Raw genomic sequence first — 23243 nt, 5'->3', positions numbered from 1 at the left:
CACGGCAGTGACGCCCGCCGGCCTGACGGCCGGCGGGCTCCCCGACCGTGAGGCCGGTGCGGTCCTCGCACCGTACCTGCGGGAGGAGGCCACGGCCTTTCTGCGCGCCCTGGCCCCACGCGAGGGCGAACTTGGCCGGCCCCAGGACGACACCGCCGAGTCCGGCCGCCGGATGCGCCGCTCGGCCCGCCGCATCGCCGGAACGCTGCACACCTTCGGGTCGCTCACCGACCCGGGCTGGGCCGACCCCCTGCGGGCCGAACTCGGCTGGCTGACCGACACCCTCGGCCGCGAGCACCGCTACGCCGCCCGGCTCGGCCGGCTGATCGGCGCACTGCAGCGGCTGGCCTCCGCGGAGGACGCCGGCGGCATCCCCGCCGCTCCCCTCCCCGCCGACGACGACCTCGGCCTGTGGCTGCCGGTGCCCACCACCGCGCCGGACCCGGCCGCGGCGGCGTCCGAGGCGTCCCGCGAGCGCCCGGGCGGCGTCGCCGAGGCCCCGGAACCGCTGACCGCGGTGGCCCGCGCCGCGGCCAACCGCCGCTCCCCCGCCCCGCCGCAGGCCACCGAACGCGGCGCCGCCGCGAGCGGCCCGCTCGCCGTGGGCGCCGCCCGGGCCGGCGCCCTGCTGGAGCGTCAGCTCACCCTCGCCCGGACCCGGGCGCACTCCGCCGCCCTGCAGGCCATGGGCTCCTCGCGGTTCCATGCGGTGGTGGACGCGGTGGCGGTGCTCGCCTCCGAGGTGCCGCTGTCCCCGGCGGCGCGCAAGCCCGCCGCCACCGTGCTGCCGCTGCTGGCGGAGCAGGCCCATGCCCGGCTCACCGAGGCCGCGGCCGCGCTGCCGCTGCCGCGCGCGAGGCACCCGTACAACGGTGAGACGCTGCACGCGGCACTCGCCGGCGAGCTGCCCACCGAACGCCAGGACGCGGCGTGGAACCGGGTCCGCGTACTGCTGCGGCTGCGCCGCTACGCCCAGGAGGTCCTCGCGTACGACGACCAGGACTCCGCCGCCCGGCTGGCCGCCGCGGCGCGGGTGCTGGAGCAGCACCGGGAGGCGGCGGAGGCCGCGGCCGCCGTCACCGCCGCCGCCCGCACCCCGCGGATCGCCCCCGCCACCGCCTACGCGCTGGGGGTGCTCCACTCCGACCAGCGCCTGGAGGTGGAGGCGGCCCGGTACGCCTTCGCCCACCTGTGGACGCGCTGACCGGCCCGGCCCGTCCGCGGGAGCTGCCGTCGCCCGTCGCCCGGAAAGGAGCACCACCATCGCCTCCACCGGCACCGCCGACACCCCCATCCTCGCCGCCGGAGCGGTGCTGTGGCGCCGCTCCCCGCTCGACGAGGGCCTGGAGATCGCGCTGATCCACCGGCCCAAGTACGACGACTGGTCGCTTCCCAAGGGCAAGTTGAAGCGCGGGGAGACGGCGCTGGACGGCGCGCTCCGCGAGGTCAAGGAGGAGACCGGGCTCGACTGCGTGCCCGGGCGGGTGCTCCCCTCCTCCACCTACGTCGTGGAGGGGCGCGTGAAGATCGTGCGCTACTGGGCCGCCGAGGCACGCGAGGGCTCCTTCTCCCCCAACCGCGAGGTCGACCGCATGGTCTGGCTGCCGCCGGCCGCCGCGCGCAACCGGCTCACCCATGAGCGGGACCGTGCCGTACTCGACGCGTTCCTGCGCGGAACGCGCATCTGACGGTGGGACGCTGAGACGTACGCCACTCGGCGTGGGCCACGGCACCGCACTGATATGCGAGGTTCACCTTGCGTTCACCCTTGGCCGTCGACCACTTCACCTGATCTGCCTAATTTCGGCCTTACCGGTGAGCGAGCAGCCGCCGGGTGGATGCAGAAATCCATACCTCTGCTTCGCCGTCCACCGGCGGGCTTCAGGAAGGAATCACCAAAGGTGAAGCTTCAGCGTAAGAGCGGGCTCCGCGCTCTGGCCGTCGGCGCGGTCGCGGTCTCGGGTGCCCTCATGCTCACTGCGTGCGGTTCGGACGACAACACGAACGCGGGCGGCGACAGCAGCAAGGCGCCCACCTCGTCCAGCAGCATCAAGTGCGCGGACAAGGGCGGCCAGCTCCTCGCTTCGGGCTCCTCGGCGCAGCAGAACGCCATGGACGCCTGGGTCAAGAACTACCAGCAGGCCTGCTCCGGCGCCCAGATCAACTACAAGGCGTCGTCCTCCGGTGAGGGCATCATCGACTTCAACAACGGCACGGACGGCTTCGCCGGCTCCGACTCGCCGCTGAAGCCCGAAGAGGTCGAGGCGTCCAAGAAGGTCTGCACCGACGGCACCGGCATCAGCATCCCGATGGTCGGCGGCCCGATCGCCGTCGGCTACAACCTCTCCGGCGTGGACAACCTGGTCCTGGACGCCCCGACCCTGGCCAAGATCTTCGACTCGAAGATCACCAAGTGGGACGACGCGGCCATCAAGAAGCTGAACCCGGACGCCAAGCTTCCCAGCACCAAGATCCAGAGCTTCCACCGGCAGGACGAGTCCGGCACCACGGACAACCTGACCAAGTACTTCAACGGTGCCGCCAAGGACGCGTGGCCGTACGAGCACGCCAAGGCGTGGGCGGGCAAGGGTGGCCAGTCCGCCGCCAAGTCCTCCGGTGTCGCGGCCCAGGTCAAGCAGGTCAACGGCTCGATCGGCTACTTCGAGCTCTCCTACGCGACCGCCAACAGCATCAAGACGGTGAAGATCGACACCGGCGCCTCCGCCCCGGTCGAGGCCACCGCCGACAACGCCTCCGCCGGCATCGCGCAGGCGAAGGTCGTGGGCACCGGTGCCGACCTGTCCCTGGACATGTCCGCCGCGTACACCACCAAGGCCGACAACGCCTACCCGATCGTCCTGGTGACCTACGAGATCGCCTGCGACAAGGGCAACAAGGCCGAGACCCTGCCGCTGGTGAAGTCCTTCCTGGGCTACACCGCCTCCGAGGAGGGCCAGTCGATCCTGGCCGAGGCCGGCTACGCGCCGCTCCCGGCCGAGATCGCCACGAAGGTCCGCTCCACCGTGGACGCCCTGTCCTGACCCAGTCGGCCGGCCCCGCGACGCGATGTCGCGGGGCCGGCCGCACTTCCGGTGCACCGCCGCCGGGGGAGTGATCCCCCACCCAGACCGGAGAGAAAACCGATGGCTACAACCGCACAGAACCCCACCCCGCCAATGGCCACAAGGCATGCCGGGGCCACAGTCACGCGCCCCGGCGACAAGATCTTCTCGGGGCTCTCCCGTGGTTCCGGCATCCTGCTGCTGGTGATCATGGCGTCGATCGCGATCTTCCTGACGATCCGCGCGATCAACGCGATCTCCAAGGACCACGGCAACTTCCTGACCACCTTCGAGTGGAACGCCGGCGCCAACCCGCCGGTCTTCGGCATCGCCGTGCTGGCCTACGGCACGATCGTCAGCTCGATCATCGCGATGGTCATCGCGGTCCCGATCGCTGTCGGCATCGCGCTGTTCATCTCGCACTACGCGCCGCGCCGCGTCGCCGCCCCGCTGTCGTACATCGTGGACCTGCTCGCCGCCGTGCCCAGCATCATCTACGGCCTGTGGGGCGCGCTCTTCCTGGTCCCGCACCTGACCGGCCTGAACATGTGGCTGGACGACTACCTCGGCTGGACCGTCGTCTTCGAGAAGGAAGACCCGCAGGGCGCGGCCCGCTCGATCTTCACCGTCGGCATCCTGCTGGCGATCATGATCCTCCCGATCATCACCAACGTCAGCCGCGAGGTCTTCCGCCAGGTGCCGCGGATGCACGAGGAGGCCGCCCTGGCCCTCGGCGCGACGCGCTGGGAGACCGTCCGCATGTCGGTGCTCCCCTTCGCCCGGTCCGGCATCATCAGCGCCTCGATGCTCGGCCTCGGCCGCGCGCTCGGCGAGACGATGGCCGTCGCCACGGTGCTGTCCGCCTCGCCGATCCTGTCGGCGCACATCCTGGACCCGGTCGGCGGGACCTTCTCCCAGAACATCGTCGCCAAGTTCGGCGAGGCCAACGAGTTCGGCCGTGACGCGCTGATCGCCTCCGGTCTGGTGCTCTTCGTCATCACGCTGCTCGTCAACGGCGCCGCCCGCGCGATCGTCGCCAAGCGCAAGGAATACTCGGGGGCCAACGCATGAGCCACGCCATAGCAGACAAGCGCTCCGCCCCCGCGGTGCCGCAGCGCGCCCTGGCCCAGCGCCGGCTCCCCACGTGGGCCCCCGCGGGCATCGCGGTCGGCGCGATCGCGCTCGCCGTCGGCATCGGCCTCGGGGCCGGCCTGGACAGCAGGATCCAGTGGGGTCTGATCGCCGTCCTGCTGTTCGTCCTCGGCACCTATGTGATCGCCACCGTGGTCGAAGGCCGCCGCCAGGCCAAGGACCGGGTCGCCACCAGCGTCATCTGGGCGTCCTTCGTCCTCGCCGCACTCCCGCTGTACTCCCTGATCCAGACCACGGTCAGCAAGGGCGTCAAGATCCTCGACGGCGCCTTCCTGTCGCACTCCATGAACGGCGTGCTGACCATCGGCGAGGGCGGCGGTGTCTACCACGCCATCATCGGCACCCTGGAGCAGGTCGGTATCGCCACCGCCATCGCGGCGCCGATCGGCATGATGACCGCCGTCTACCTGGTCGAGTACGGCAAGGGCCGCCTCGCCGGGGCCGTGACCTTCTTCGTCGACGTCATGACGGGCATCCCGTCGATCGTCGCCGGTCTGTTCATCCTGTCGACCTGGAACCTGATACTGGGCTTCGGCCCCTCGGGCTTCGCCGGCGCCATGGCCCTGGCCATCCTGATGATGCCGGTGGTCGTCCGCTCCACCGAGGAGATGCTCAAGCTCGTCCCCAACGAGCTGCGCGAGGCCTCGCTGGCCCTCGGTGTCCCCAAGTGGCGCACCATCGTGAAGGTGGTCATCCCGACCGCGATCGGCGGCATCACCACCGGCGTGATGCTCGCGGTCGCCCGTATCGCCGGCGAGAGCGCGCCCATCGCGCTGTTGGTCTTCGGCAACAACCTGATCAACAACGACCCGTTCAACGGCCCCCAGGCCTCGTTGCCGTTCTACATCTACCAGCAGTACCAGAACGGCAATGAGCCGAGCTACGACCGGGCGTGGGCGGCGGCGCTCGTGCTGATCGCCTTCGTCATGATCCTCAACCTCGTGGCGCGCGGCATCGCGCGCTGGAAGGCCCCGAAGACCGGTCGCTGACGCGGCCAACATCAGCGACCCAAGGATTGCGAGCAACGCCACCATGGCCAAGCGAATCGACGTCAGCGGACTCTCCGCCTACTACGGCGGCTTCAAGGCGATCGACGACATCTCGATGAACATCGAGCCGCGCACGGTGACGGCCTTCATCGGCCCCTCCGGCTGCGGCAAGTCCACCTTCCTGCGCACCCTCAACCGCATGCACGAGGTGACCCCCGGCGGCCGCGTCGAGGGCAAGGTGCTCCTGGACGACGAGAACCTGTACGGCGCCGGTGTGGACCCGGTCTCCGTGCGCCGCACGGTCGGCATGGTCTTCCAGCGCCCCAACCCGTTCCCGACGATGTCGGTCTACGACAACGTCGCGGCCGGCCTGAAGCTGAACGGCGTCAAGAGGAAGAGCGACCTCGACACGATCGTCGAGAAGTCGCTGCGCGGCGCCAACCTCTGGAACGAGGTCAAGGACCGCCTGGGCAAGCCCGGTTCGGGCCTGTCCGGCGGTCAGCAGCAGCGTCTGTGCATCGCCCGCGCCATCGCGGTCGAGCCCCAGGTCCTGCTCATGGACGAGCCCTGCTCCGCGCTCGACCCGATCTCCACCCTCGCCATCGAGGACCTGATCGGTGAGCTCAAGGAGCGCTTCACCATCGTCATCGTGACCCACAACATGCAGCAGGCCGCCCGCGTCTCGGACCGCACCGCCTTCTTCAACCTGTCGGCGGTCGGCCAGCCCGGCAAGCTGATCGAGATCGACGACACGGAGCGGATCTTCTCCAACCCGTCCGTCCAGGCGACCGAGGACTACATCTCCGGCCGCTTCGGCTGATCCGTCCGCAGCCCGGCCACAGCCGTCCTGCGGTGCTGCATGGCGGTGCCACCGCAAGGCGAAGGGCCCGCTCCCCGTACGGGGGGCGGGCCCATTTGCGTCCTACCGGGGGCGGGTCGTACCCGGCTCAGCCGAAGGCCACGTGCACCACGGCGTAGACCAGCGCCGCCACCAGCGCGGCGGCAGGCATCGTGATGAACCAGCCGGTCACGATGTTCTTCGCGACGCCCCAGCGGACCGCGTTGACCCGCTTCGTCGCACCGACGCCCATGATCGCCGAGGTGATGACATGGGTCGTGGAGATCGGCGCCTTGAAGATGTAGGCGGTCGTGTAGAGGATCGACGCCGCCGTGGTCTCCGCGGCGAAGCCCTGGGGCGGGTCCAGCTCGATGATCTTGCGGCCGAGGGTGCGCATGATGCGCCAGCCGCCGGCGTACGTACCGAGCGAGAGCATCGCCGCGCAGGCGAACTTCACCCACAGCGGGATCCCGTCGCCCTCCTCCTGGACGTCGGCGATGGTCAGCGCGAGCACCACGACGCCCATCGTCTTCTGCGCGTCCTGCAGACCGTGGCCGAGCGCCATGCCCGCGGCCGAGACGGTCTGCGCGATGCGGAAGCCGCGCTTGGCCTTGTGGGGGTTGGCCTTGCGGAAGATCCACAGGATGGCCAGCATCACCAGGTAGCCGACGGCCAGGCCGACGACCGGCGACAGGAACATCGGCAGGATGATTTTCTCCACCACCCCGGACCAGATGACCCCCGTGCCGCCGGCCAGCGCCGCCCCCACCAGACCGCCGAAGAGCGCGTGGCTGCTGGAGGAGGGCAGGCCGTAGTACCAGGTGATCAGGTTCCAGACGATCGCCCCGACCAGTCCCGAGAAGAGGATCGCCATCCCGGTCTGCCCGTGCGGCGTCTCGATCAGGCCCTCGCTGACGGTGTGGGCGATCCCGGTGCCGAAGAAGGCGCCGGCGAGGTTCATCACCGCGGCCATCGCCAGCGCGGCCCGCGGCGTCAGCGCCCGGGTGGACACGGAGGTGGCGATGGCGTTCGCGGAGTCGTGGAAGCCGTTGGTGTACGTGAAGAAGAGCGCGACCCCGATGGTCACGACCAGAGAGAAGGTCTCCACCGCGGTCAGGACTCCTTGACCGCGATGGTCTCCACGGTGTTGGCCACGTGCTCGAAGGCGTCCGCCGCCTCCTCCAGGACGTCCACGATCTGCTTGAGCTTGAGCACCTCTATGGCGTCGTACTTGCCGTTGAAGAGATGGGCCAGCAGCTTGCGGTGGATCTGGTCCGCCTGGTTCTCCAGCCGGTTGACCTCGATCCAGTACTCGGTGAGGTTGTCCATGGTGCGCAGGTGCGGCATCGCCTCGGCGGTCAGCTCGGCCGCCCGGGCCAGCACCTCGATCTGCTGCTCGACCCCGCGGGGCAGCTCCTCGATCTGGTACAGCACGACCAGGTCGACGGCCTCCTCCATGAAGTCCATGATGTCGTCGAGGGACGACGCCAGGGAGTAGATGTCCTCACGGTCGAAGGGCGTGATGAAGGAGGAGTTCAACTGGTGGAAGATCGCGTGCGTCGCGTCGTCGCCCGCGTGCTCCGCGGCGCGCATCCGTTCGGCGATCTCCGCGCGGGTGGCCGGATCGGCCCCGAGCAGTTCCATGAGGAGCTTCGATCCTGTGACGATGTTGTCCGCGGATGCGGCGAACATGTCGTAGAAGCTCGTCTCCCTGGGGGTCAGACGAAAGCGCACGTGAAGTCCTCGGAATACATCGTTTTCGGTCGCATTGATGCTAGGCACATCATCCGGCCACAACTCACCGGCGTCCTACAGTGTCGCTCATCGCCGGGGGTGCGCCCCAGTAGGGGTTCTCCACGCACCTCGCACATGGGGGCGAATTCGGTACGATATACCCGACCGGGGTATAGGGGCAGGAGGGACATCATGACGGTCACCGAGACCGGCGGAGCCGGCGAGCAGGTACGGCCTGCGGCGGACGACGCCGGGCACACCGGGCCCGCGGCGCCCGACGGGCACGCGGACACCGCCGGGGACGCCCCGGAGCACGGGCACGAGGCGCACCAGCACGGCTACGCCAAGCAGAAGGACCAGCACCTCAAGCGGCTGCGCCGCGTCGAAGGGCAGATCCGCGGTCTGCAGCGCATGGTCGAGCAGGACGTGTACTGCATCGACATCCTCACCCAGGTGTCGGCCGGCACGAAGGCCCTGCAGTCCTTCGCTCTCCAGTTGCTGGAGGAGCACCTGCGGCACTGCGTCGCGGACGCCGCCGCGAAGGGCGGGCCGGAGGCCGACGACAAGGTGGCCGAGGCCACCGCCGCCATAGCCCGGCTGCTCCGGAGCTAGCGACCGGCCCCTGCCGACCGCCTGGTCCCCTGCGCGGGCACGCGGGGGATCACGTTCAGCACCTCATCGATACGCTCGGAACTCAGCCTTTCCTCGGTCGTCGCCGACGCCGCGATCATCAGCTCGCAGCACAGCTCGATCTCCGCGAGGGCCACGTGGACCTGATCGTCCTGGTCCAGGAGCCACACCGCCACGTGCACCACCTCCTCCCCGCCCAGCGTAGGGACTGGTGCACGGTCCGTGCATGACACGGACGGGCCATTTCGGCAAGCCCTCAGGGGCCGGTGGCAGAAACGATCTTCCCCGTGTAGATGTCTGTCCCGCGAGGCAGCGTGACCCGCACCGGCGCCCCGAACCCGTACATCCCGGTCGTCGAGACCACCGTGACCTGGGCCGGCGCGCTCCGTGCGCCCGCGCCCCGGCCGTTGCTGAAGGTGAAGCGCTGCCGCACCTTGCGCAGCCGGCCGTCCTCGTCGAGCCAGGCGTCGAACGGCACCCGGGTCACGGTGAAACCCTTCGCCGCGGCCGCGAGCTCCGCCCGCGCCGGCGGGGAGGCGAGGCGCGCGGCCTCCGCGATGTCCGTGACCCCCCGGAAGTGCCGCACCCGCACGCCGTCCAGGGTCTCCGTCCCGGCCTGCCGCACCTCGCGGGCCGCCCGCAGCAGCTCCGCGGCCATCAGGGGATCGGTCGCGCCGCCCGTGACCAGGTTGCCGTCCGGCAGGCTGGTCGTGTCGACCCGCACCCACTTGTCGGCGGGCACGCCCTCGCCCCGGTTCTTCATATAGAGGGCGCCGGGCGTCAGCAGCTCCGTGACCGGCTCGTGATCGGCGTCCCCGGCTGCGTCCTGCGGCAGGACGACCTGGAGGCGGCCGCGCCGCTCGGCGTAGTCGAAGGAACCGGTGCCCCTGATGGCGATCTTCGTACCGCCGCTGGCCATCTCCATCGACGTGCGCACCTTCGAGCTGCCCGCGGCGACCAGGGAGTCCACCGCCTGCCGCAGCGTTCCCCCGGCGTCGACCGGGACGCTGTCCACCTCGACGGCCTCACCACCGGCCGAGCAGCCCGCCACCGCCAGCGCGCACAACCCGAGACCCACGGCTGCCGCAGTCGCCCGACCGAGCTGCCCCATCTCCGCCAACCCCCCGCACCATGCCGCGCCTCGGACGTCGTCGGGCATAACGAGGGTCAGGGCACCGCGTCACGGCCGGTAGCTTTGTTCCGTGCCACCCAGTGATCCGCCCCCGCCCCTCCACCGGGCGACCACCATGGAGAAGGGCGCATTCTCCCACGCGACCTGCGTCTGCGGCTGGCGGGGCCCGGCCCGCCGCGCCCGCGACCGCGCCCGCCGTGACGCCACCGAGCACGAGCAGGGCTGACGACGGCCCGGCGGACGTCACATTCCCCACCCGCAACCGGTCACCCGTTCCCCACCGTCCTCACGGACGACCACACGGGGAAGCGGAGCGGGAGGCCCCACCTTGAACCGACGAACTTTGATCCGCGGCGGCGCCGGCATCGCCGCGGCGGGCTGGCCGGCCGCGGCCTGCACCCCCGAGAGCGGCCGCCCCGCGCACGCGGGCAGCCCCGCACCCGGCACCCCCGGCACCGCCACGACGGCCACCGGGGCCGCCTCACCCAGCGCCTCGCCGACGGTCCGCCCGGACTGGAAGGCCCTCGGCCGCACCCTGGACGGCCGCCTCGTCCTGCCCGACGACGCGGACTACGCCACCGCGCGCCTGCTGTACAACACCCGATTCGACGGGCAGCGCCCCGCCGCTGTGGCTTACGTCTCGGGCACCGAGGACATCCGCGAGTGCCTGGACTTCGCCCGCCGCACCGGCGTGCCCGTCTCGGTCCGCAACGGCGGGCACTCCTACGCCGGCTACTCCGGCGGCAAGGGCCGGCTCGTCCTCGACGTCTCCGCCATGGCCTCGGTGAGTCTCTCCGGCGGCACCGCGACCATCGGGGCCGGCGCGAAGCTGATCGACGTCTACACCCGGCTCGGGGCGAGCGGGCGCACCCTGCCGGCCGGCTCGTGCCCGACGGTCGGCATATCCGGTCTCACGCTCGGCGGCGGCCATGGCGTGCTCAGCCGGGCGTACGGGCTGACCTGCGACAGCCTCACCGGCGCCGAGATCGTCACGGCGGGCGGGCGCGTACTGCGCTGCGGCGCCAGCGAGAACCCGGAGCTGTTCTGGGCGCTGCGCGGCGCGGGAGGCGGGCAGTTCGGCGTGGTCACCCGGCTCACGTTCGACACGCAGGCCTCCCCCCAGGTCGTCACCGGTTACCTGACCTGGCCGTGGAGCAAGGCCGCGGCCGTCCTGAGCGCCTGGCAGGAGTGGGGCCCCACCCAGCCCGACGAGATCTGGTCCGCCCTGCACCTGGACAAGTCGGGCACCGGGTCGCCACGGATCAGCATCGCCACCGTGGGCATCACCTCACGGGACGGGCTCGCCAACGCCGTCGACCGGCTCGCCGACCGCGTCGGCGCCTCCGCGGCCACCGTCTCCCTGCATCCGCGCTCCTACCTCGACGCGGCCCTCGCGTACGCGGGCTGCTCGAACCTGAGCACCGCCCAGTGCCACCTGCCCGGCAACACCCCGGGCCGCAGCCCCTCCGGCCGGCTCGGCCGCGAGACCTACGCGGCGCGCTCCGACTTCTACGACCGCTCGCTCTCCGCCGCCGGCATCCAGACACTCCTGTCGCAGGTGGAGGGGCTCCGCTCCGGCTCCGGCAGTGTCTCGCTCACCGCCCTGGGCGGCGCCGTCAACCGGGTCTCGCCCACGGCCACCGCCTTCGTGCACCGGCGCTCGCGCTTCCTGGCGCAGTACATAGAGGCCCCGGGCACCACGGGCTGGCTCGCCGGGCTCCACTCGGCCATGCGCCGCCACGCCTCCGGCGCCGCGTACCAGAACTACACCGACGCCACGCTGACCGACTGGCGCGCGGCCTACTACGGTTCGGCCGCCGACAAGCTGACCCGCCTGAAGGCCCGTTACGACCCCTCACGGCTGTTCAGTTTCCAGCAGGCGCTGTAGGCGGCTGCGCGCCCGCCGCCGCCGGCCGTCAGGCGGCCAGGTCCTTGTCGGCCGCCGACGGCTCCGGGTAGGGTTCGCCCCGGTGGGCCTCCGGGCGGCCCTGCGCCGCCTGCACGAGCACGCCCAGGCCGGAGCCGGCCACCGCCTTCGTCAGCGGGGTCAGCAGCGCCAGCGCCGCCGGGGCGAGCAGCAGCGCCACGGCCGTGCCGAGCGCGAATCCGCCCAGGACGTCGGTCGGGTAGTGCACGCCCATGTAGACGCGGCAGAAGCCCTCGGCCAGCGCGACCCCGATGGCCGCCAGGCCCCACTTGCGGCTGACCATGAACAGGCCCATCGCGACGGCCATCGTCAAGGTCGCGTGGTCGCTGACGAAGGAGAAGTCGGTCTTCCCCTTCACGAGGACGTCGATGCCCTCGTGCTCCACGAAGGGCCGGGGCCGTTCCACGAAGTTCCGCAGCGGGATGTTGAGCACCAGCGCGATCGACGCCGCCAGCCCGGACCAGATCACGCCCGCCACGGCCGTCGGCGCCTCGACGCCGCTGCGGCGCGCCACGCGCCACCAGCACCAGCCGGCGATCAGCACCATGAGCACGATCAGGCCGTACTCGCCGACGGCCTCCATCACGCGGTCGAACCAGCGCGGGGCGCCCTTCGCGAGCCCGTTGATGTCGCGGAGCAGGCTGACGTCCGGGTTCGAGCCGTCCAGCGAGAGCTCTGCCACCGGTGTCCCCTAACTGTCTTCCGCCGCACCCCCGTGCACGTCCGTGTGGGAGTCGATTCTCCCCCGTCCAACGGGTGGCACGGTACGCCGCGTTCCGGTCTCCACCGGATGATCACCAAGGCGTTATCGAAGGGAGACACGTTCCCGCATGCCGGGGCCGGGTGTTCACCCACCGCGACGCCGCGGCGGGCACGCGACCGTCACACCGCCGCCGCGCCCGCCGCCGTCACACGCGTCGCCCCGATGTAGTCCGGGGTGTCGATCTTGTCGAAGCGGATCACCGCGCCCGTGTAGGGAGCGTTGATCATGTAGCCGCCGCCGACGTAGATCCCCACGTGGTGGATGGACCGCGGATCGGTCAGGTCGTACGCGAAGAAGACCAGGTCGCCCGGGAGCAGCTCGTCCCGCTTCGGGTGCGGCCCGGCGTTCCACTGGTCGTTGGCCACGCGCGGCAGCTCGATGCCCACCGAGTGGTACGCCGCCTTCGACAGACCCGAGCAGTCGAACCGGCCGCCCTGCTCCGGCGTGCCGTTCCCGCCCCACAGGTACTTCGTCCCCAGCTTCTGCTGGGCGTAGTAGATCGCGCCCGCCGCCTGCCGCGACGGCCCGACCGGTCCCACGGGGGCCGCGAAGCTCTTCTGCAGCGTCGTGATGATCCGTACGTAGTTCTGGGTCTCCCGGATCCTCGGCACCCCGCCGGCCTGGATGACCCGGTAGGCGCCCGCGTTGTAGGCGGCGAGCATGTTCTCCGTCGGGTTCCCCGGCACGTCCTTCACGTAACCGGCCAGCTGGCAGTCGTACGAGGCCGCCGAGGGGATGGCGTCCGCCGGGTCCCACACGTCGCGGTCGCCGTCGCCGTCGCCGTCCACGCCGTGCGTCGCCCACGTCCCCGGGATGAACTGCGCTATCCCCTGCGCCCGCGCGGCGCTCTGCGCCCTCGGGTTCCAGCCGCTCTCCTGGTAGAGCTGGGCCGCCAGCAGCGCCGGGTTGATGGCCCCGCAGAGGTTCCCCCACTTCTGCACCAGGTCCTGGTACGCCGCCGGCACCGCCCCCCTGGCCAGCGTCACCGCCCCGCCTCCGCCGGTCAGCCTGGCCGCCACCAGGTACGTACCGACGACGAGCAGCATGACGAACGACATGAAGAGGCCACCCACGACCACCGACACCAGCCAGGCCTTCCGCGCGGTCCGCGAAGCCGCCGTCACCCACCCCACCCCTTCGTCGCATCACCCTGCCCGGCGCGGAAGGTGACGGTGCACCAGGCCCTGGGGAGCATCCCCACCCGCAGCATCGCCAATCGTTGCCCTCCGCTCACCACCGTGATACACAGAGTAGTCAACAAAGTCTCATCGAACACGGGATCGCACGCCAGCGTGTCCAGTCTGACGGCTGCGGCCCGGATCACACAGGGGAATCGGCTGAGAAAGTCGCCGAGTCGACATACGACGGCGGCATCCTCCGCCAAGATAGACCTTGGCTCCTTGCGCCCCGTCGAGGACGCCAACTGATCTAGCGTGGTGGTGAGTTCTCATGTTCCTGGCGGCCGACAAGGGCGACATCAACACCATCATCGGTGGTATCGCCCCGGACTGGGGGCCTTTCGGCTCTCTGGGGAACGAAGCACGCGTCATGATCGAGGTGGTCATGGCAGTGGCGATCCTGCTCTGCCTGGCCATCGCGATCTGGGGCGCGGCGAAACAGCGCATCGGAGCGACGGCGCTCCGCGACACCTTCAGTGCGGAGCAGGGCAAGGGACTGATCATCGCCGGCCTGACCGGCGTGTTCATCATCGGCTCCCTCGGCACGCTCTTCACCATCGTCTACGGGATGGCGGTCTAGCGGCCTCGCGTCGGACTCCGCCCCATCCCCGCGCACTGTCCCCGAGGGGCCCGTCCCGGCCCCGCACCCCACCCGAGGCTGTCTGCTGATGCCCACTCACCCGATGACCCCCGAGGGGGCGAGCCCCCGATGAGCCTCGGCCAGGACGGCCCCCCGACGCGTACCCGTCTCCCCGAGCCCCCGGTCGGCACGGGCGGCCCCTCCCGCCGCCCACAGCGCTCCAGCCGCAACCTCGTTGCGGTCGTCGGCGTCATCGTGCTGCTGATCGCCGCCATCGCCTTCGCCAACCGCGGCGGCGGCTCCCCGACCGACTCCCCTGGCAGCGGCGGCCGGAGCGGCGACTCCTCCAACGGCGCCCGGTCCCAGCCGACATCGCCCACCGGCACGAAGCCGGTGAACGGCAACAACGCGGGCATCCCCACGGGCTACGCCCGCACCGACCAGGGCGCGCAGTCCGCCGCCGCGAACTACGCCGTGGCGCTGGTGTCCGCCGACATCCTCAACCCGGACCGGCGGCACGAGATCGTGCAGCGGCTCTTCACCAACGGCACGGTGGACGGACTGCAGACCAAGCTCGACAACGCCTACTCGACGGACTTCCTCGCGAAGCTGGGCCTCGACGAGAACGGCAACGCCCCGGAGGGCATGACCTACGTCTCCCGGACCGTCCCCGTGGGCACCAGGATCACCGATTTCCGCGGCGACACCGCGACGGTGGAGGTCTGGTGCACCGGCGTGTTCGGGACCGCCGGCGAGGGTTCCACGAACCCGGTCGCCAACGACTGGTTCACGATGACGCTCAAGCTGCGCTGGGCGGACAAGGACTGGAAGGTCGAGAGCTTCTCGCAGAAGGACGGCCCCGCGCCAGTCAACAGCGACCGAACCGCATCGACTGCCGACGAGATCGCCAACGCCGTCGACCAGTATGGGGGTTTCACCTATGCCCGGTAACCAGCGCCATGCCACCACGATCGGCGCCGCCCTGGTCACCCTGCAGACGGTGGCGGTGCTCTGGTCCGCACGGGCTTTCGCGGCACCGTCCCCGACCCCCTCCCCATCGGGCGGCAAGGACGAGTGCGAACTCATCGTCGGCCCCGCACGCGACTACTGCGAAAGCGGTGGCGGCTCCGGTCACACCCCATCCGTGGCGGACCCGCTCGACCCCCTCGACTCGCTCGCGCGCGGCTGCGCCGACGCCGCCGCCTGGGTCATCGACGGCCTGTCCAAGGCCGTCAACAAGACCGCCGCCGTGGACTTCACCAACAAGGCCTTCCTCACCCAGTACGCCGTCGTCTTCGCCGCCTCCACCTTCCTCACGCTCCTCCTGTGGTTGCTGGCCGTCGCCAAGCGAGCCGTGCGCGGGGTGCCCCTGACGGAGGCCCTCACCGAGGCGGTCGGCTTCCTCTGGCTGACCGTGATCGCCTCCGCCTTCACGCCGCTGATCCTCTACACAGTCGTGTCCGCGACCGACGGCATCACGGAGGTCATCGCGTCCGGCACGTCCGCCAGCACCGAAACCTTCTTCGGCTCGTTCCAGGAGGCGTTGACCAAGGACTCCGACATCGGCGGCGGCCCGATCATGCTGATCGTGGTCTCCCTGGTGTCCGTGCTCGCCGCCGGCGTCCTGTGGCTCGAACTCGTCATCCGTGCCGCCCTGCTGTACGTCGGCGCGCTGCTCGGCACCGCCGTGTACTCGGGCCTGGTCGACAAGAACATGTGGCACCACGTGCGCCGTTGGGCCGGGATCATGATCGCGGTGATCCTCGTGAAGCCGGTGATCGTGGTCGTGCTGGGCCTCGCGGGCGCGCTCAGCGGCTCCGACGGGCCCACCGCCTTCGGCGCGGTCGTGTCGGGTCTGGCCATCATCCTGCTGGCCATCTTCGCCAGCGCGATGATCTACCGTTTCGTCCCCGGCTTCGGCGACGACGTGGCCAGCCTTCGCAACAACCGCAAGGCGAGCGCCGAGTCCCAGGCCGCCGCCGTCATCTCCTCCCCGGCCGCGCTGGTGAAGCAGGGCATCAAGACCCACAGCAGCCGCGGCGGTCCCCAGGAGCAGGCCACGGGCGGCGCCGCACAGCCCGCGAACGCCGTGCCCAGCGGCATCGCCGCGCACAGCAGCCGCAACGGCACCGCGCAGGCACCGACCCCCGCGCCGCGCACGACCCCTGACCGCGGCAACGGCGGCGGACCCAGCAAGACAGCAGGAGGCGAAAGCCGGTGACGTCCCAGCCCTACGCCCCGCCGCAGCAGCGGCGTACGTACCTGATCGGCAAGGCACGTCCCAACGCCATCGTCGGCAAGAACCGCGAGACCGGCGAGATCGCCCTGATCATCGCCGGCGCGTTCCTCGGCATGATGTGCGGCCTGCTGATCCCCGTGCTGCCGCTGCGCATCCTCGGCCTGACGGGCTGGCCGCTGCTCGCCTTCGCCGCCGTCTACATGCCCTACCGGCGCCGCACCTTCTACCGCTGGTTCGAGATCAACCGCAGCTACCGCCGTACCCTGCGCACCGCCGCGACGTACCGCTCCGCCGCCGCGGAGGCCGGTACCCGGCTCGACGGACGCGAGGTGGAGATCGGGCCGCCGCCCGGCATCGGCCGCATCACCTGGCTGTCGGCGCCCTTCGGCCCGGATGAGATCGCCGTGCTGCTGCACGTCGACCGGCGCACCGTGACCGCCGCCATCGAGATCGAGGGCCCCGGCGTCGGCCTGCGCGACAGCGAGGACCAGGAGGCCCTGGTCGAGCGCTTCGGCACGCTCCTGAAGCACGTCGCCAACGGGGACGGCTTCGTCACCCGGCTGCAGATGCTCGCCCGCACCCTCCCCGCCGACCCCGACGCGCATGCCAAGGACGTCGCCCAGCGCGGCGACGACAAGGCCGAGCAGTGGCTCAAGGACTCCTACGACCAACTGCAGTCGATGGTGTCGACCTCGTCCGAGCAGCACCGCGCCTACCTCGTCGCGTGCATGCACTACAGCCGCGAACTCGCCGCCGAGGGCAACGCCATCGCCCGTGCCGCGGGCGGCGGCCGCAAGGCCCTCGACAAGGACGCCGGTATCGCCGCCGTCATGGCCCGCGAGCTCACCGACATCTGCGCGCGCCTCACCGAGGCCGACATCCGGGTCCGGCAGCCGCTCGGCCAGGCGCGGCTTTCCTCGCTCATCCACTCCATGTACGACCCGGACCACCCGATCGACCACATCCAGGCGATGACCCGCCGCAACGCCTGGCCCGCGGAACTGGACGCCACCGAGCCGACCTTCCTCCAGGCCAAGACCCGCGAATCGGCCACCCGCGCCCCCTGGTGCCACTCCACTGCCTGGGTCAAGGAGTGGCCGCTGACCCCCGTCGGCGTCAACTTCATGGCCCCGCTGCTGGTCCACACCCCGGATGTGATCCGCACCGTCGCGGTCTGCATGGACCTCGAGCCGACCGACGTCGCCATCGAGCGCATGCTCACCGAGAAGACCAACGACGACGCCGACGCCAGCCGCGCCGCCAAGATGAACCGCGTCGTCGACCCCCGCGACATCGCCCACCACACCCGCATCGACCAGCGCGGCGAGGACCTCGCCTCCGGCGCTGCGGGCGTCAACCTGGTCGGCTACATCACGGTCTCGTCCCGCTCCCCGGAGGCCCTGGCCCGCGACAAGCGCACGATCCGCGCCTCGGCGGGCAAGTCGTACCTCAAGCTGGAGTGGTGCGACCGTGAGCACCACCGGGCGTTCGTCAACACGCTCCCGTTCGCGACCGGCATCCGCCGCTGAGGGGCCGGGAGGTAGCACCATGCGCCTGTGCGCACTTGACGCTCCGTCTCCAGGGACGGCGCTAATGGGAAGGACGACAGGGACAACGATGCCACGCCGGAGCCCGCGCCCCAGGCGCGACGACCGCTGACGCCGAGGAGGCGCTCCCCCCATGGCCATGCTGGACCCCCTCGCAGCGATCACCGACGCCTTCACCAGCTTCCTCTTCGGCAAGGTGGAGACCACCCGGCTCCCCGTCCGCACCTCCACGGGCCAGGCCCAGGCCGTCTACATGCCGACCGCCGCGCCCGGCCTGGGCGACTCCGGCGTGATCATCGGCCGCGAGGTCTACTCCGGCAAGGGCTACATCTACGACCCGTTCCAGCTGTACGGGCAGCAACTCCCCGCCCCGCACTGGCTGGTCCTCGGCGAGTCCGGCAACGGCAAGTCGGCCCTGGAGAAGACGTACGTCCTGCGCCAGCTGCGCTTCCGCGACCGCCAGGTCGTCGTCCTGGACGCACAGGGCGAGGACGGCGTCGGCGAGTGGAACCTCATCGCCAAGGCCCTCGGAATAACTCCCATCCGCCTGGACCCGATGGCGGCCCTCGACGGCGGCACCAAGCTCAACCCGCTCGACCCGGCGATCACCACCACGGGCCAGCTCGCGCTGCTCCGCACGATCATCGAGGTCGCGATGGGCCGCGGCCTGGACGAGCGCTCCGGCTTCGCGCTGAAGGTCGCCCACGCGTACGTCCACGACACGGTCACCGACCGCCAGCCGATCCTCACCGACATCGTGGACCGGCTGCGGCACCCCGTGGCCGACTCCGCCGAGTCGATGAACGTCGGCCTGGAGGACGTCCGCGCCTGGGGCCTGGACGTGGCCCTCGTCCTGGACCGGCTCGTCGACGGCGACCTTCGCGGCATGTTCGACGGCCCGACGACCGCTGGCATCGACCTCGACGCCCCGCTCATCGTCTTCGACCTGTCCCACATCGACCGCAACTCCATCGCCATGCCGATCCTCATGGCGATCGTCGGCGTCTGGCTGGAGCACACCTGGATCCGCCCCGACCGGAAGAAGCGCATCTTCCTGGTCGAGGAGGCCTGGCACATCATCAACAGCCCCTTCGTCGCCCAGCTCTTCCAGCGGCTGCTGAAGTTCGGCCGCCGTCTCGGCCTGTCCTTCGTCGCCGTCGTCCACCACCTCTCCGACGTGGTCGACGGCGCCGCCGCCAAGGAGGCCGCGGCGATCCTCAAGATGGCCTCCACGCGCACCATCTACGCCCAGAAGGCCGACGAGGCGCGCGCCACCGGCCGGGTGCTGGGCCTGCCCCGGTGGGCGGTGGAGATCATCCCCACCCTCACCCCCGGCATCGCCGTCTGGGACGTCAACGGCAACGTGCAGGTCGTCAAGCACCTCATCACCGAGAGCGAGCGGCCGCTGGTCTACACCGACCGCGCCATGACCGAGGCCTCGGCCGACGGGCACGACGGGACGGACGGGTTCGAGGAGCCCCGGGTCTCCCTCGAAAAGCAGCTGGCCGACGACGCGGTGGCCTGAACGGGGACCTGACCATGGCGAGAGCGCAGCACCACGGCCAGGGGCGTGAGGGCGGGGTCCCCGACGGGCTGATCCTCGGCGTCATGGGCTTCCTGCTCGGCATGACCATCCTGGTGTGGACGGGCACCGGGATAGCCGGCCTCGTCTCCCACGGGACGTGGCCGGCCGAGGTCCACTTCACGCGCACGCCCGTGGCCATGCGCCACCTCGTCGCCGACCCCCACGACATCGCCGGGGCCTGGCGGCCCGCCCCGCCGGAGGGGCTGCCCGGCTCCGGGCTGTTCTGGGGCGTGTTCATCGGGCAGTTGATGGTGCTCTTCGTCCTCACGGTCTTCGTGATGGGCGCCATCGCCCGCACCCGGCTGCGCCGCGCTGCACGCCGTACGGCCGCCCTGAAGGCCGCGCAGGCGGCCGTGGAGCCCGAGACCCCGGTCCGGCCCCGGCAGGCCGCGCAGCGCCCCGTGGAGGCCCCTGAGGCGGTCGCCCCGGAGCCGGAACCCGTACCGGTGGGACCGGCCGCCACCATGCCGACGGCACCGGCCGCCGACGCCCCTGCCGCCGGTCCCGCGGGTCCCTCCGTCACCACCGACCGCGAACTCACCCGCACCTATGCGGCCTTCGCCGCCCTCCGCAGCGACAAGGGCAAGCGTCTCGTCCAGCCGGCCGTCCTCAACGCGGCGGGCCCGGTCCTCGTCACGACCGCCGACCCGGACACCTTCCACCAGACCGTCGGCAGCCGCGCCAAACTCGGCCCGGTCCACGTCTACGACCCGGCCCACCTCGTCGACACCCCGGCGCGGCTCCGCTGGGCCCCGCACTCGGGCTGCGCGGACGTCCCCACCGCCGTCACGCGCGCCCGCGCGCTGCTCTTCCCGGTGCGGCCGCGCGCCGCGGTCGACGCCGCGATGTTCGACGCCGCCGAGACCCTGCTGCGCTGTTGGTTGCACGCCGCCGCCGTCGACGGCCAGCCGTTCCGCCAGGTGCACCGCTGGGCGGGAGGCACCTCCGGGCAGGACGCCGTCCGCATCCTGCGCACGCACCCCAAGGCCGCCTCCGGCTGGAGCGGTGAGCTCGAGTCCGTCCTCCACGCCCACGCCCACCGCCGCGACGCCGCCCAGGCACTCGTCCACCGGGCCCTGGAGTCCCTCGGCTCCGTCCACATCCGCGACGCCTGCAATCCGGGACGCACGGACGGCCTCGAGCTGGAGTCATTCCTCGAGGATCTGGGCACGCTCTATGTGGTGGGCGAGCCCAACGAGGACCCGCGAACCCACCCGGGTGCGATGTCGTTGCTCACCGCACTCGTCTCCAGCGTGGTCGAGCACGGCCGGCGCATGGCCGCACGGTCATCCTCCGGTCGGCTCGACCCACCAATCACCCTCGTGCTGGACGACATCGCCGCCCTCGCGCCGATCCCGGAGCTCCCGGACCTCCTGGCCACCGGCGCCTCCGCCGGCCTGCCCACCCTGGCCGTGCTGCGCTCCCCCGAACAGGCCCGCGAACACTGGCGCGGACCGCTGTGGCAGCACGCCGACGCACGTCTCGTCCTCGGCTCCCAGCCGCCCGCGCTCCTCGACGAGATCCCGGACGCGGTGCGGTTGCCCTGAGTGCCGGTCCGCTGCGTCCCGGTCAGCCGGTCGCCGGCCGGGCCGGTCCCGTGTGCGGTAACGAGCCGGGTTCTATGCCCGGGACCCCTTGCGGCGGGGCATCAGCAGGTGGGCGGCCACCGCCAGCAGGAGCGGCAGGAGACTCACGGTCAGCATGGTGAGCCGCAGTCCGTCGGTGAAGTCCAGACCGAGTTTCAGCCCGGACGCCTGCCGGAGCAGGTTCGGGTCGTACCCGGCGCCACTCGGACCGATCACCATCCCGCTGCGCACGGCGTCCACGGCCTCCTCGGCTTCGGTGACCGACAGACCGCGCGCCTTGGCGTCCCGCATCCACTCCCGCTGGAAGAAGAGGTTGAAGAGCAGCAGGTAGACGGTGGGCCCGAGCGCGTAGCCGGTCATCCCGAAGGCCTGCTGCACAGAGGCCACCGTCCCGGACTTCCCGGCCGGCGCGTGGGACAGGACCGTCTCGGACACCGCGGTGGAGGTGACCAGTGACCCCAGACCGCTCAGCCAGGTGGCCGGCACGAGCAGCCACAGCGCCATCGTGGGGCCGGCGGTGGCCGCCATCAGCAGCCCGCTCGCCGCCATCACCAGCAGGCCGGTGACCATCACAGGCCGCGGGCTGTATCTGCCGATGAGAACCCCGGCCAGGATCACAGCGCCGGCGATCAGCAGGGTGCCGGGCAGGTACAGCAGGCCGATGGTCTGCGGGGGCAGTGACAGCACCACGCCGCCGAACTGCCCCAGGGTGAAACCGAACCCGCCGGCGATGAAGTTCAACGTGAGGTTCGCCGCCAGGGCCACGCAGAAAGCGCGACTGCGGAACAGCTCCACGTCCAGGACGGGCTCCTGGGTGCGCCGCTCGTGGAGCACGAACACCCCGGCGACGGCCAGGCTGATCGCCAGCGGCAGCCAGGCCTCCGGCCGGGAGACGCCGTTCTGCGCCGCGGCGATGCCGATGACGAAGGCCAGGAGGATCAGGCCGACCAGGCAGACGCCGGCCACGTCGAGCGGGTGGCGCTGCCCGGCGGGGGGCTCCGGCACGTACCTGGCCGTCAGCCAGAGCGACAGGAGCGACAGCAGCGGGGTGACCAGGAAGAGCCACCGCCACCCGACGGCTGCCACCACCCAGCCCCCGAGCGCGGGAGTCACCCCGCACAGGATCATCTCGGCGGCCACGAAGACGCCGATGGCCGTCGGCCGCATCTCTGCCGGCACCGACACCTTCAGCAGGGCGAACGACGCTGCCAGCAGGGTGGCCAGCCCCAGGCCGTCCAGGAAGCGCATCGCCAGCAGGTAGCCGAAACCGGGGGAGAGCATGGAGAGCAGGTTGACGACCATGACCGCGACGAGCCCCAGCATCAGCAGGCGCTTGAGCCCAAGGGTGTCGGCGAGGCCACCCATGGCGAGGACGGCGGCGGCCGTCACGAGTGTCGCCGCCCCGCTCAGAAACCCGATGAGCTGCGGCGGTACGTGGAGGGACCGGCTCACCTGCGGCAAGTTCAGGCTGAACATCAGCGGATCGACGACCGCGACCGTGAAAGCGATGGAGAGTCCCAGGACGATCGGCAGCTTCGCCGCGTCGATCCGTGACCGGGTCGCCCGCACCGCAACACCTCCTGTGGCCCCCACGTACGCCGCTCGACGATAGACCGACCGTCGCGTTCCGCCCCCGCTTTCCGGGCCGACGCGCGGGCACAGGACCGGCGCCCGAGTCAGCCGCCGCCCGTGGACCGCCCTCTCGGCCTCGCCGAAGGGGGCGGGCGTGCGCGCGCCCGCTCCTCGGCCGAGGCGGGTCCGGGCTTCAGCCCCGTGCCAACGCGGGCCGGTGGAGCACCATCTCGTACTCGGTACGGGACTCGTCGAGCGGGAACGCCATCGTCTCCCCGGTCCTGACGAAACCGAGGCGTGCGTAGAACGCCCGCGCCCGGTGGTTGTCCTCGTGGACCCACAGCCTCACGCGGCCGACCTTCTCCGGCAGCTGCCACGACCACTCGATCGCCGCCCCCAGCAGATCCCGGGCCAGCCCAGTGCCGCGGAACTCCGGCCTCACATACACGCCGACCAGATGCGTCTGCGGGACGGCGAACTCCTCGCCCGTCTCCACCAGTACGGCCACATTGGCGACGCGTTCGCCGGCCGCGTCCTCCGCGATGAACGACGGCGTCTGCCCTCGCTGCTGCCACACCTCGTCGGTGAACGCGGCCTCGGTGTCATGGGTGTTGACAAAGGCGACCCGGCTGGCGGGGTCCTTGAGCGCTTCCAGCCGCAGTGCCCGCTGGGCACGCCACTCTTCGGGGCGGGACGCACGTATCGTGTAGCTCGTCATGTCGTGATGGT

The 23243-nt window shown here is 71.2% G+C and carries 23 protein-coding genes; 15 read left to right on the top strand and 8 right to left on the bottom strand.

The annotated features are described in order from the left end of the window. Nucleotides 1-7: 7 nt before the first annotated feature. The 6 genes from ACRWNP_RS34160 to pstB all read left to right on the top strand — a co-directional run bounded on the left by ACRWNP_RS34160 (nucleotide 8) and on the right by pstB (nucleotide 6023). Nucleotides 8-1204, top strand: coding sequence for a CHAD domain-containing protein (locus ACRWNP_RS34160; RefSeq protein WP_431968401.1), 1197 nt, complete (start codon nucleotides 8-10; stop codon nucleotides 1202-1204). 106 nt (nucleotides 1205-1310) lie between these two features. Further along, nucleotides 1311-1688 (top strand): NUDIX hydrolase, encoded by a 378-nt coding sequence (locus ACRWNP_RS34155; protein WP_431968399.1) that lies wholly within the window; start codon nucleotides 1311-1313, stop codon nucleotides 1686-1688. Nucleotides 1689-1901: 213 nt separating this feature from the next. Beyond that, the gene (gene pstS / locus ACRWNP_RS34150; protein ID WP_431968397.1) at nucleotides 1902-3041 is read left to right on the top strand and encodes a phosphate ABC transporter substrate-binding protein PstS; all 1140 of its coding nucleotides are present in this window, start codon (nucleotides 1902-1904) and stop codon (nucleotides 3039-3041) included. A 102-nt stretch (nucleotides 3042-3143) separates the two neighbouring features. Next, the gene (pstC, locus tag ACRWNP_RS34145) at nucleotides 3144-4133 is read left to right on the top strand and encodes a phosphate ABC transporter permease subunit PstC (protein ID WP_431968395.1); all 990 of its coding nucleotides are present in this window, start codon (nucleotides 3144-3146) and stop codon (nucleotides 4131-4133) included. Next, nucleotides 4130-5203, top strand: a complete 1074-nt coding sequence (gene pstA / locus ACRWNP_RS34140) for a phosphate ABC transporter permease PstA (protein ID WP_431968393.1) — start codon at nucleotides 4130-4132, stop codon at nucleotides 5201-5203. Before pstC ends, pstA begins: the two co-directional genes overlap by 4 nt. A 43-nt stretch (nucleotides 5204-5246) precedes the next feature. Then, nucleotides 5247-6023 carry a phosphate ABC transporter ATP-binding protein PstB gene (gene pstB, locus ACRWNP_RS34135; protein ID WP_431968391.1) on the top strand — a complete coding sequence of 259 codons (777 nt, stop codon included), beginning with the start codon at nucleotides 5247-5249 and terminating at the stop codon, nucleotides 6021-6023. 127 nt (nucleotides 6024-6150) lie between these two features. Here pstB and ACRWNP_RS34130 read toward each other — a convergent pair whose 3' ends face one another. Further along, nucleotides 6151-7149 (bottom strand): inorganic phosphate transporter, encoded by a 999-nt coding sequence (locus ACRWNP_RS34130; RefSeq protein WP_431968389.1) that lies wholly within the window; start codon nucleotides 7147-7149, stop codon nucleotides 6151-6153. 5 nt (nucleotides 7150-7154) lie between these two features. Further along, a complete protein-coding gene (locus ACRWNP_RS34125) occupies nucleotides 7155-7775 on the bottom strand; it encodes a DUF47 domain-containing protein (protein WP_431968387.1) in 621 nt (206 codons plus the stop codon). Nucleotides 7776-7967: 192 nt separating this feature from the next. Here ACRWNP_RS34125 and ACRWNP_RS34120 point away from each other — a divergent pair, with 192 nt between their 5' ends. Next, on the top strand, nucleotides 7968-8387 hold the full coding sequence (locus tag ACRWNP_RS34120) for a metal-sensitive transcriptional regulator (RefSeq protein ID WP_431968385.1): 420 nt from the start codon (nucleotides 7968-7970) through the stop codon (nucleotides 8385-8387). Here ACRWNP_RS34120 and ACRWNP_RS34115 read toward each other — a convergent pair. After that, the gene (locus tag ACRWNP_RS34115; RefSeq protein WP_431968383.1) at nucleotides 8384-8590 is read right to left on the bottom strand and encodes a hypothetical protein; all 207 of its coding nucleotides are present in this window, start codon (nucleotides 8588-8590) and stop codon (nucleotides 8384-8386) included. The genes ACRWNP_RS34120 and ACRWNP_RS34115 overlap by 4 nt on opposite strands. Nucleotides 8591-8661: 71 nt before the next feature. Then, the gene (locus ACRWNP_RS34110) at nucleotides 8662-9516 is read right to left on the bottom strand and encodes a hypothetical protein (protein ID WP_431968381.1); all 855 of its coding nucleotides are present in this window, start codon (nucleotides 9514-9516) and stop codon (nucleotides 8662-8664) included. 91 nt (nucleotides 9517-9607) lie between these two features. On the opposite strand from ACRWNP_RS34110, the gene ACRWNP_RS34105 reads away from it, so the two are divergent. Then, nucleotides 9608-9763 (top strand): hypothetical protein, encoded by a 156-nt coding sequence (locus tag ACRWNP_RS34105; RefSeq protein WP_431968379.1) that lies wholly within the window; start codon nucleotides 9608-9610, stop codon nucleotides 9761-9763. A 102-nt stretch (nucleotides 9764-9865) separates the two neighbouring features. Further along, nucleotides 9866-11425, top strand: a complete 1560-nt coding sequence (locus tag ACRWNP_RS34100) for an FAD-binding oxidoreductase (protein ID WP_431968377.1) — start codon at nucleotides 9866-9868, stop codon at nucleotides 11423-11425. A gap of 28 nt (nucleotides 11426-11453) precedes the next feature. Here the strand turns inward: ACRWNP_RS34100 and ACRWNP_RS34095 are convergent, their stop codons facing one another. Then, nucleotides 11454-12146 carry a phosphatase PAP2 family protein gene (locus ACRWNP_RS34095; protein WP_431968375.1) on the bottom strand — a complete coding sequence of 231 codons (693 nt, stop codon included), beginning with the start codon at nucleotides 12144-12146 and terminating at the stop codon, nucleotides 11454-11456. A gap of 200 nt (nucleotides 12147-12346) precedes the next feature. Continuing rightward, on the bottom strand, nucleotides 12347-13285 hold the full coding sequence (locus ACRWNP_RS34090; protein WP_431968413.1) for an NlpC/P60 family protein: 939 nt from the start codon (nucleotides 13283-13285) through the stop codon (nucleotides 12347-12349). A 391-nt stretch (nucleotides 13286-13676) separates the two neighbouring features. Between ACRWNP_RS34090 and ACRWNP_RS34085 the strand changes: the two genes are divergently transcribed. From ACRWNP_RS34085 to ACRWNP_RS34060, 6 genes are all read left to right on the top strand, one after another. Further along, nucleotides 13677-13985, top strand: a complete 309-nt coding sequence (locus tag ACRWNP_RS34085; RefSeq protein WP_319140882.1) for a hypothetical protein — start codon at nucleotides 13677-13679, stop codon at nucleotides 13983-13985. Nucleotides 13986-14114: 129 nt separating this feature from the next. Next, nucleotides 14115-14936 carry a hypothetical protein gene (locus ACRWNP_RS34080; RefSeq protein ID WP_431968373.1) on the top strand — a complete coding sequence of 274 codons (822 nt, stop codon included), beginning with the start codon at nucleotides 14115-14117 and terminating at the stop codon, nucleotides 14934-14936. Next, nucleotides 14926-16206, top strand: a complete 1281-nt coding sequence (locus ACRWNP_RS34075) for a hypothetical protein (protein ID WP_431968371.1) — start codon at nucleotides 14926-14928, stop codon at nucleotides 16204-16206. Before ACRWNP_RS34080 ends, ACRWNP_RS34075 begins: the two co-directional genes overlap by 11 nt. Continuing rightward, nucleotides 16203-17753, top strand: a complete 1551-nt coding sequence (locus ACRWNP_RS34070; protein ID WP_431968369.1) for an SCO6880 family protein — start codon at nucleotides 16203-16205, stop codon at nucleotides 17751-17753. Before ACRWNP_RS34075 ends, ACRWNP_RS34070 begins: the two co-directional genes overlap by 4 nt. Nucleotides 17754-17910: 157 nt before the next feature. Continuing rightward, a complete protein-coding gene (locus ACRWNP_RS34065; RefSeq protein WP_431968411.1) occupies nucleotides 17911-19296 on the top strand; it encodes an ATP-binding protein in 1386 nt (461 codons plus the stop codon). 14 nt (nucleotides 19297-19310) lie between these two features. Beyond that, entirely contained in the window at nucleotides 19311-20903 is a 1593-nt protein-coding gene (locus ACRWNP_RS34060) for a type IV secretory system conjugative DNA transfer family protein (protein WP_431968367.1), read from the top strand. A gap of 72 nt (nucleotides 20904-20975) precedes the next feature. Here ACRWNP_RS34060 and ACRWNP_RS34055 read toward each other — a convergent pair whose 3' ends face one another. Together ACRWNP_RS34055 and ACRWNP_RS34050 are read right to left on the bottom strand one after the other, a co-directional pair. After that, nucleotides 20976-22511 (bottom strand): MFS transporter, encoded by a 1536-nt coding sequence (locus ACRWNP_RS34055; protein WP_431968365.1) that lies wholly within the window; start codon nucleotides 22509-22511, stop codon nucleotides 20976-20978. 196 nt (nucleotides 22512-22707) lie between these two features. Next, a partial coding sequence (locus ACRWNP_RS34050; RefSeq protein WP_431968363.1) for a GNAT family N-acetyltransferase occupies nucleotides 22708-23243 on the bottom strand: 536 nt, incomplete at its 5' end.

Source organism: Actinacidiphila sp. bgisy160 (assembly GCF_965342435.1).
In the GTDB taxonomy this organism is placed as follows: domain Bacteria; phylum Actinomycetota; class Actinomycetes; order Streptomycetales; family Streptomycetaceae; genus Actinacidiphila.
The sequence above is the reverse complement of the archived record's forward strand: the minus strand, read 5'-3'. Positions and strand labels throughout refer to the sequence as shown.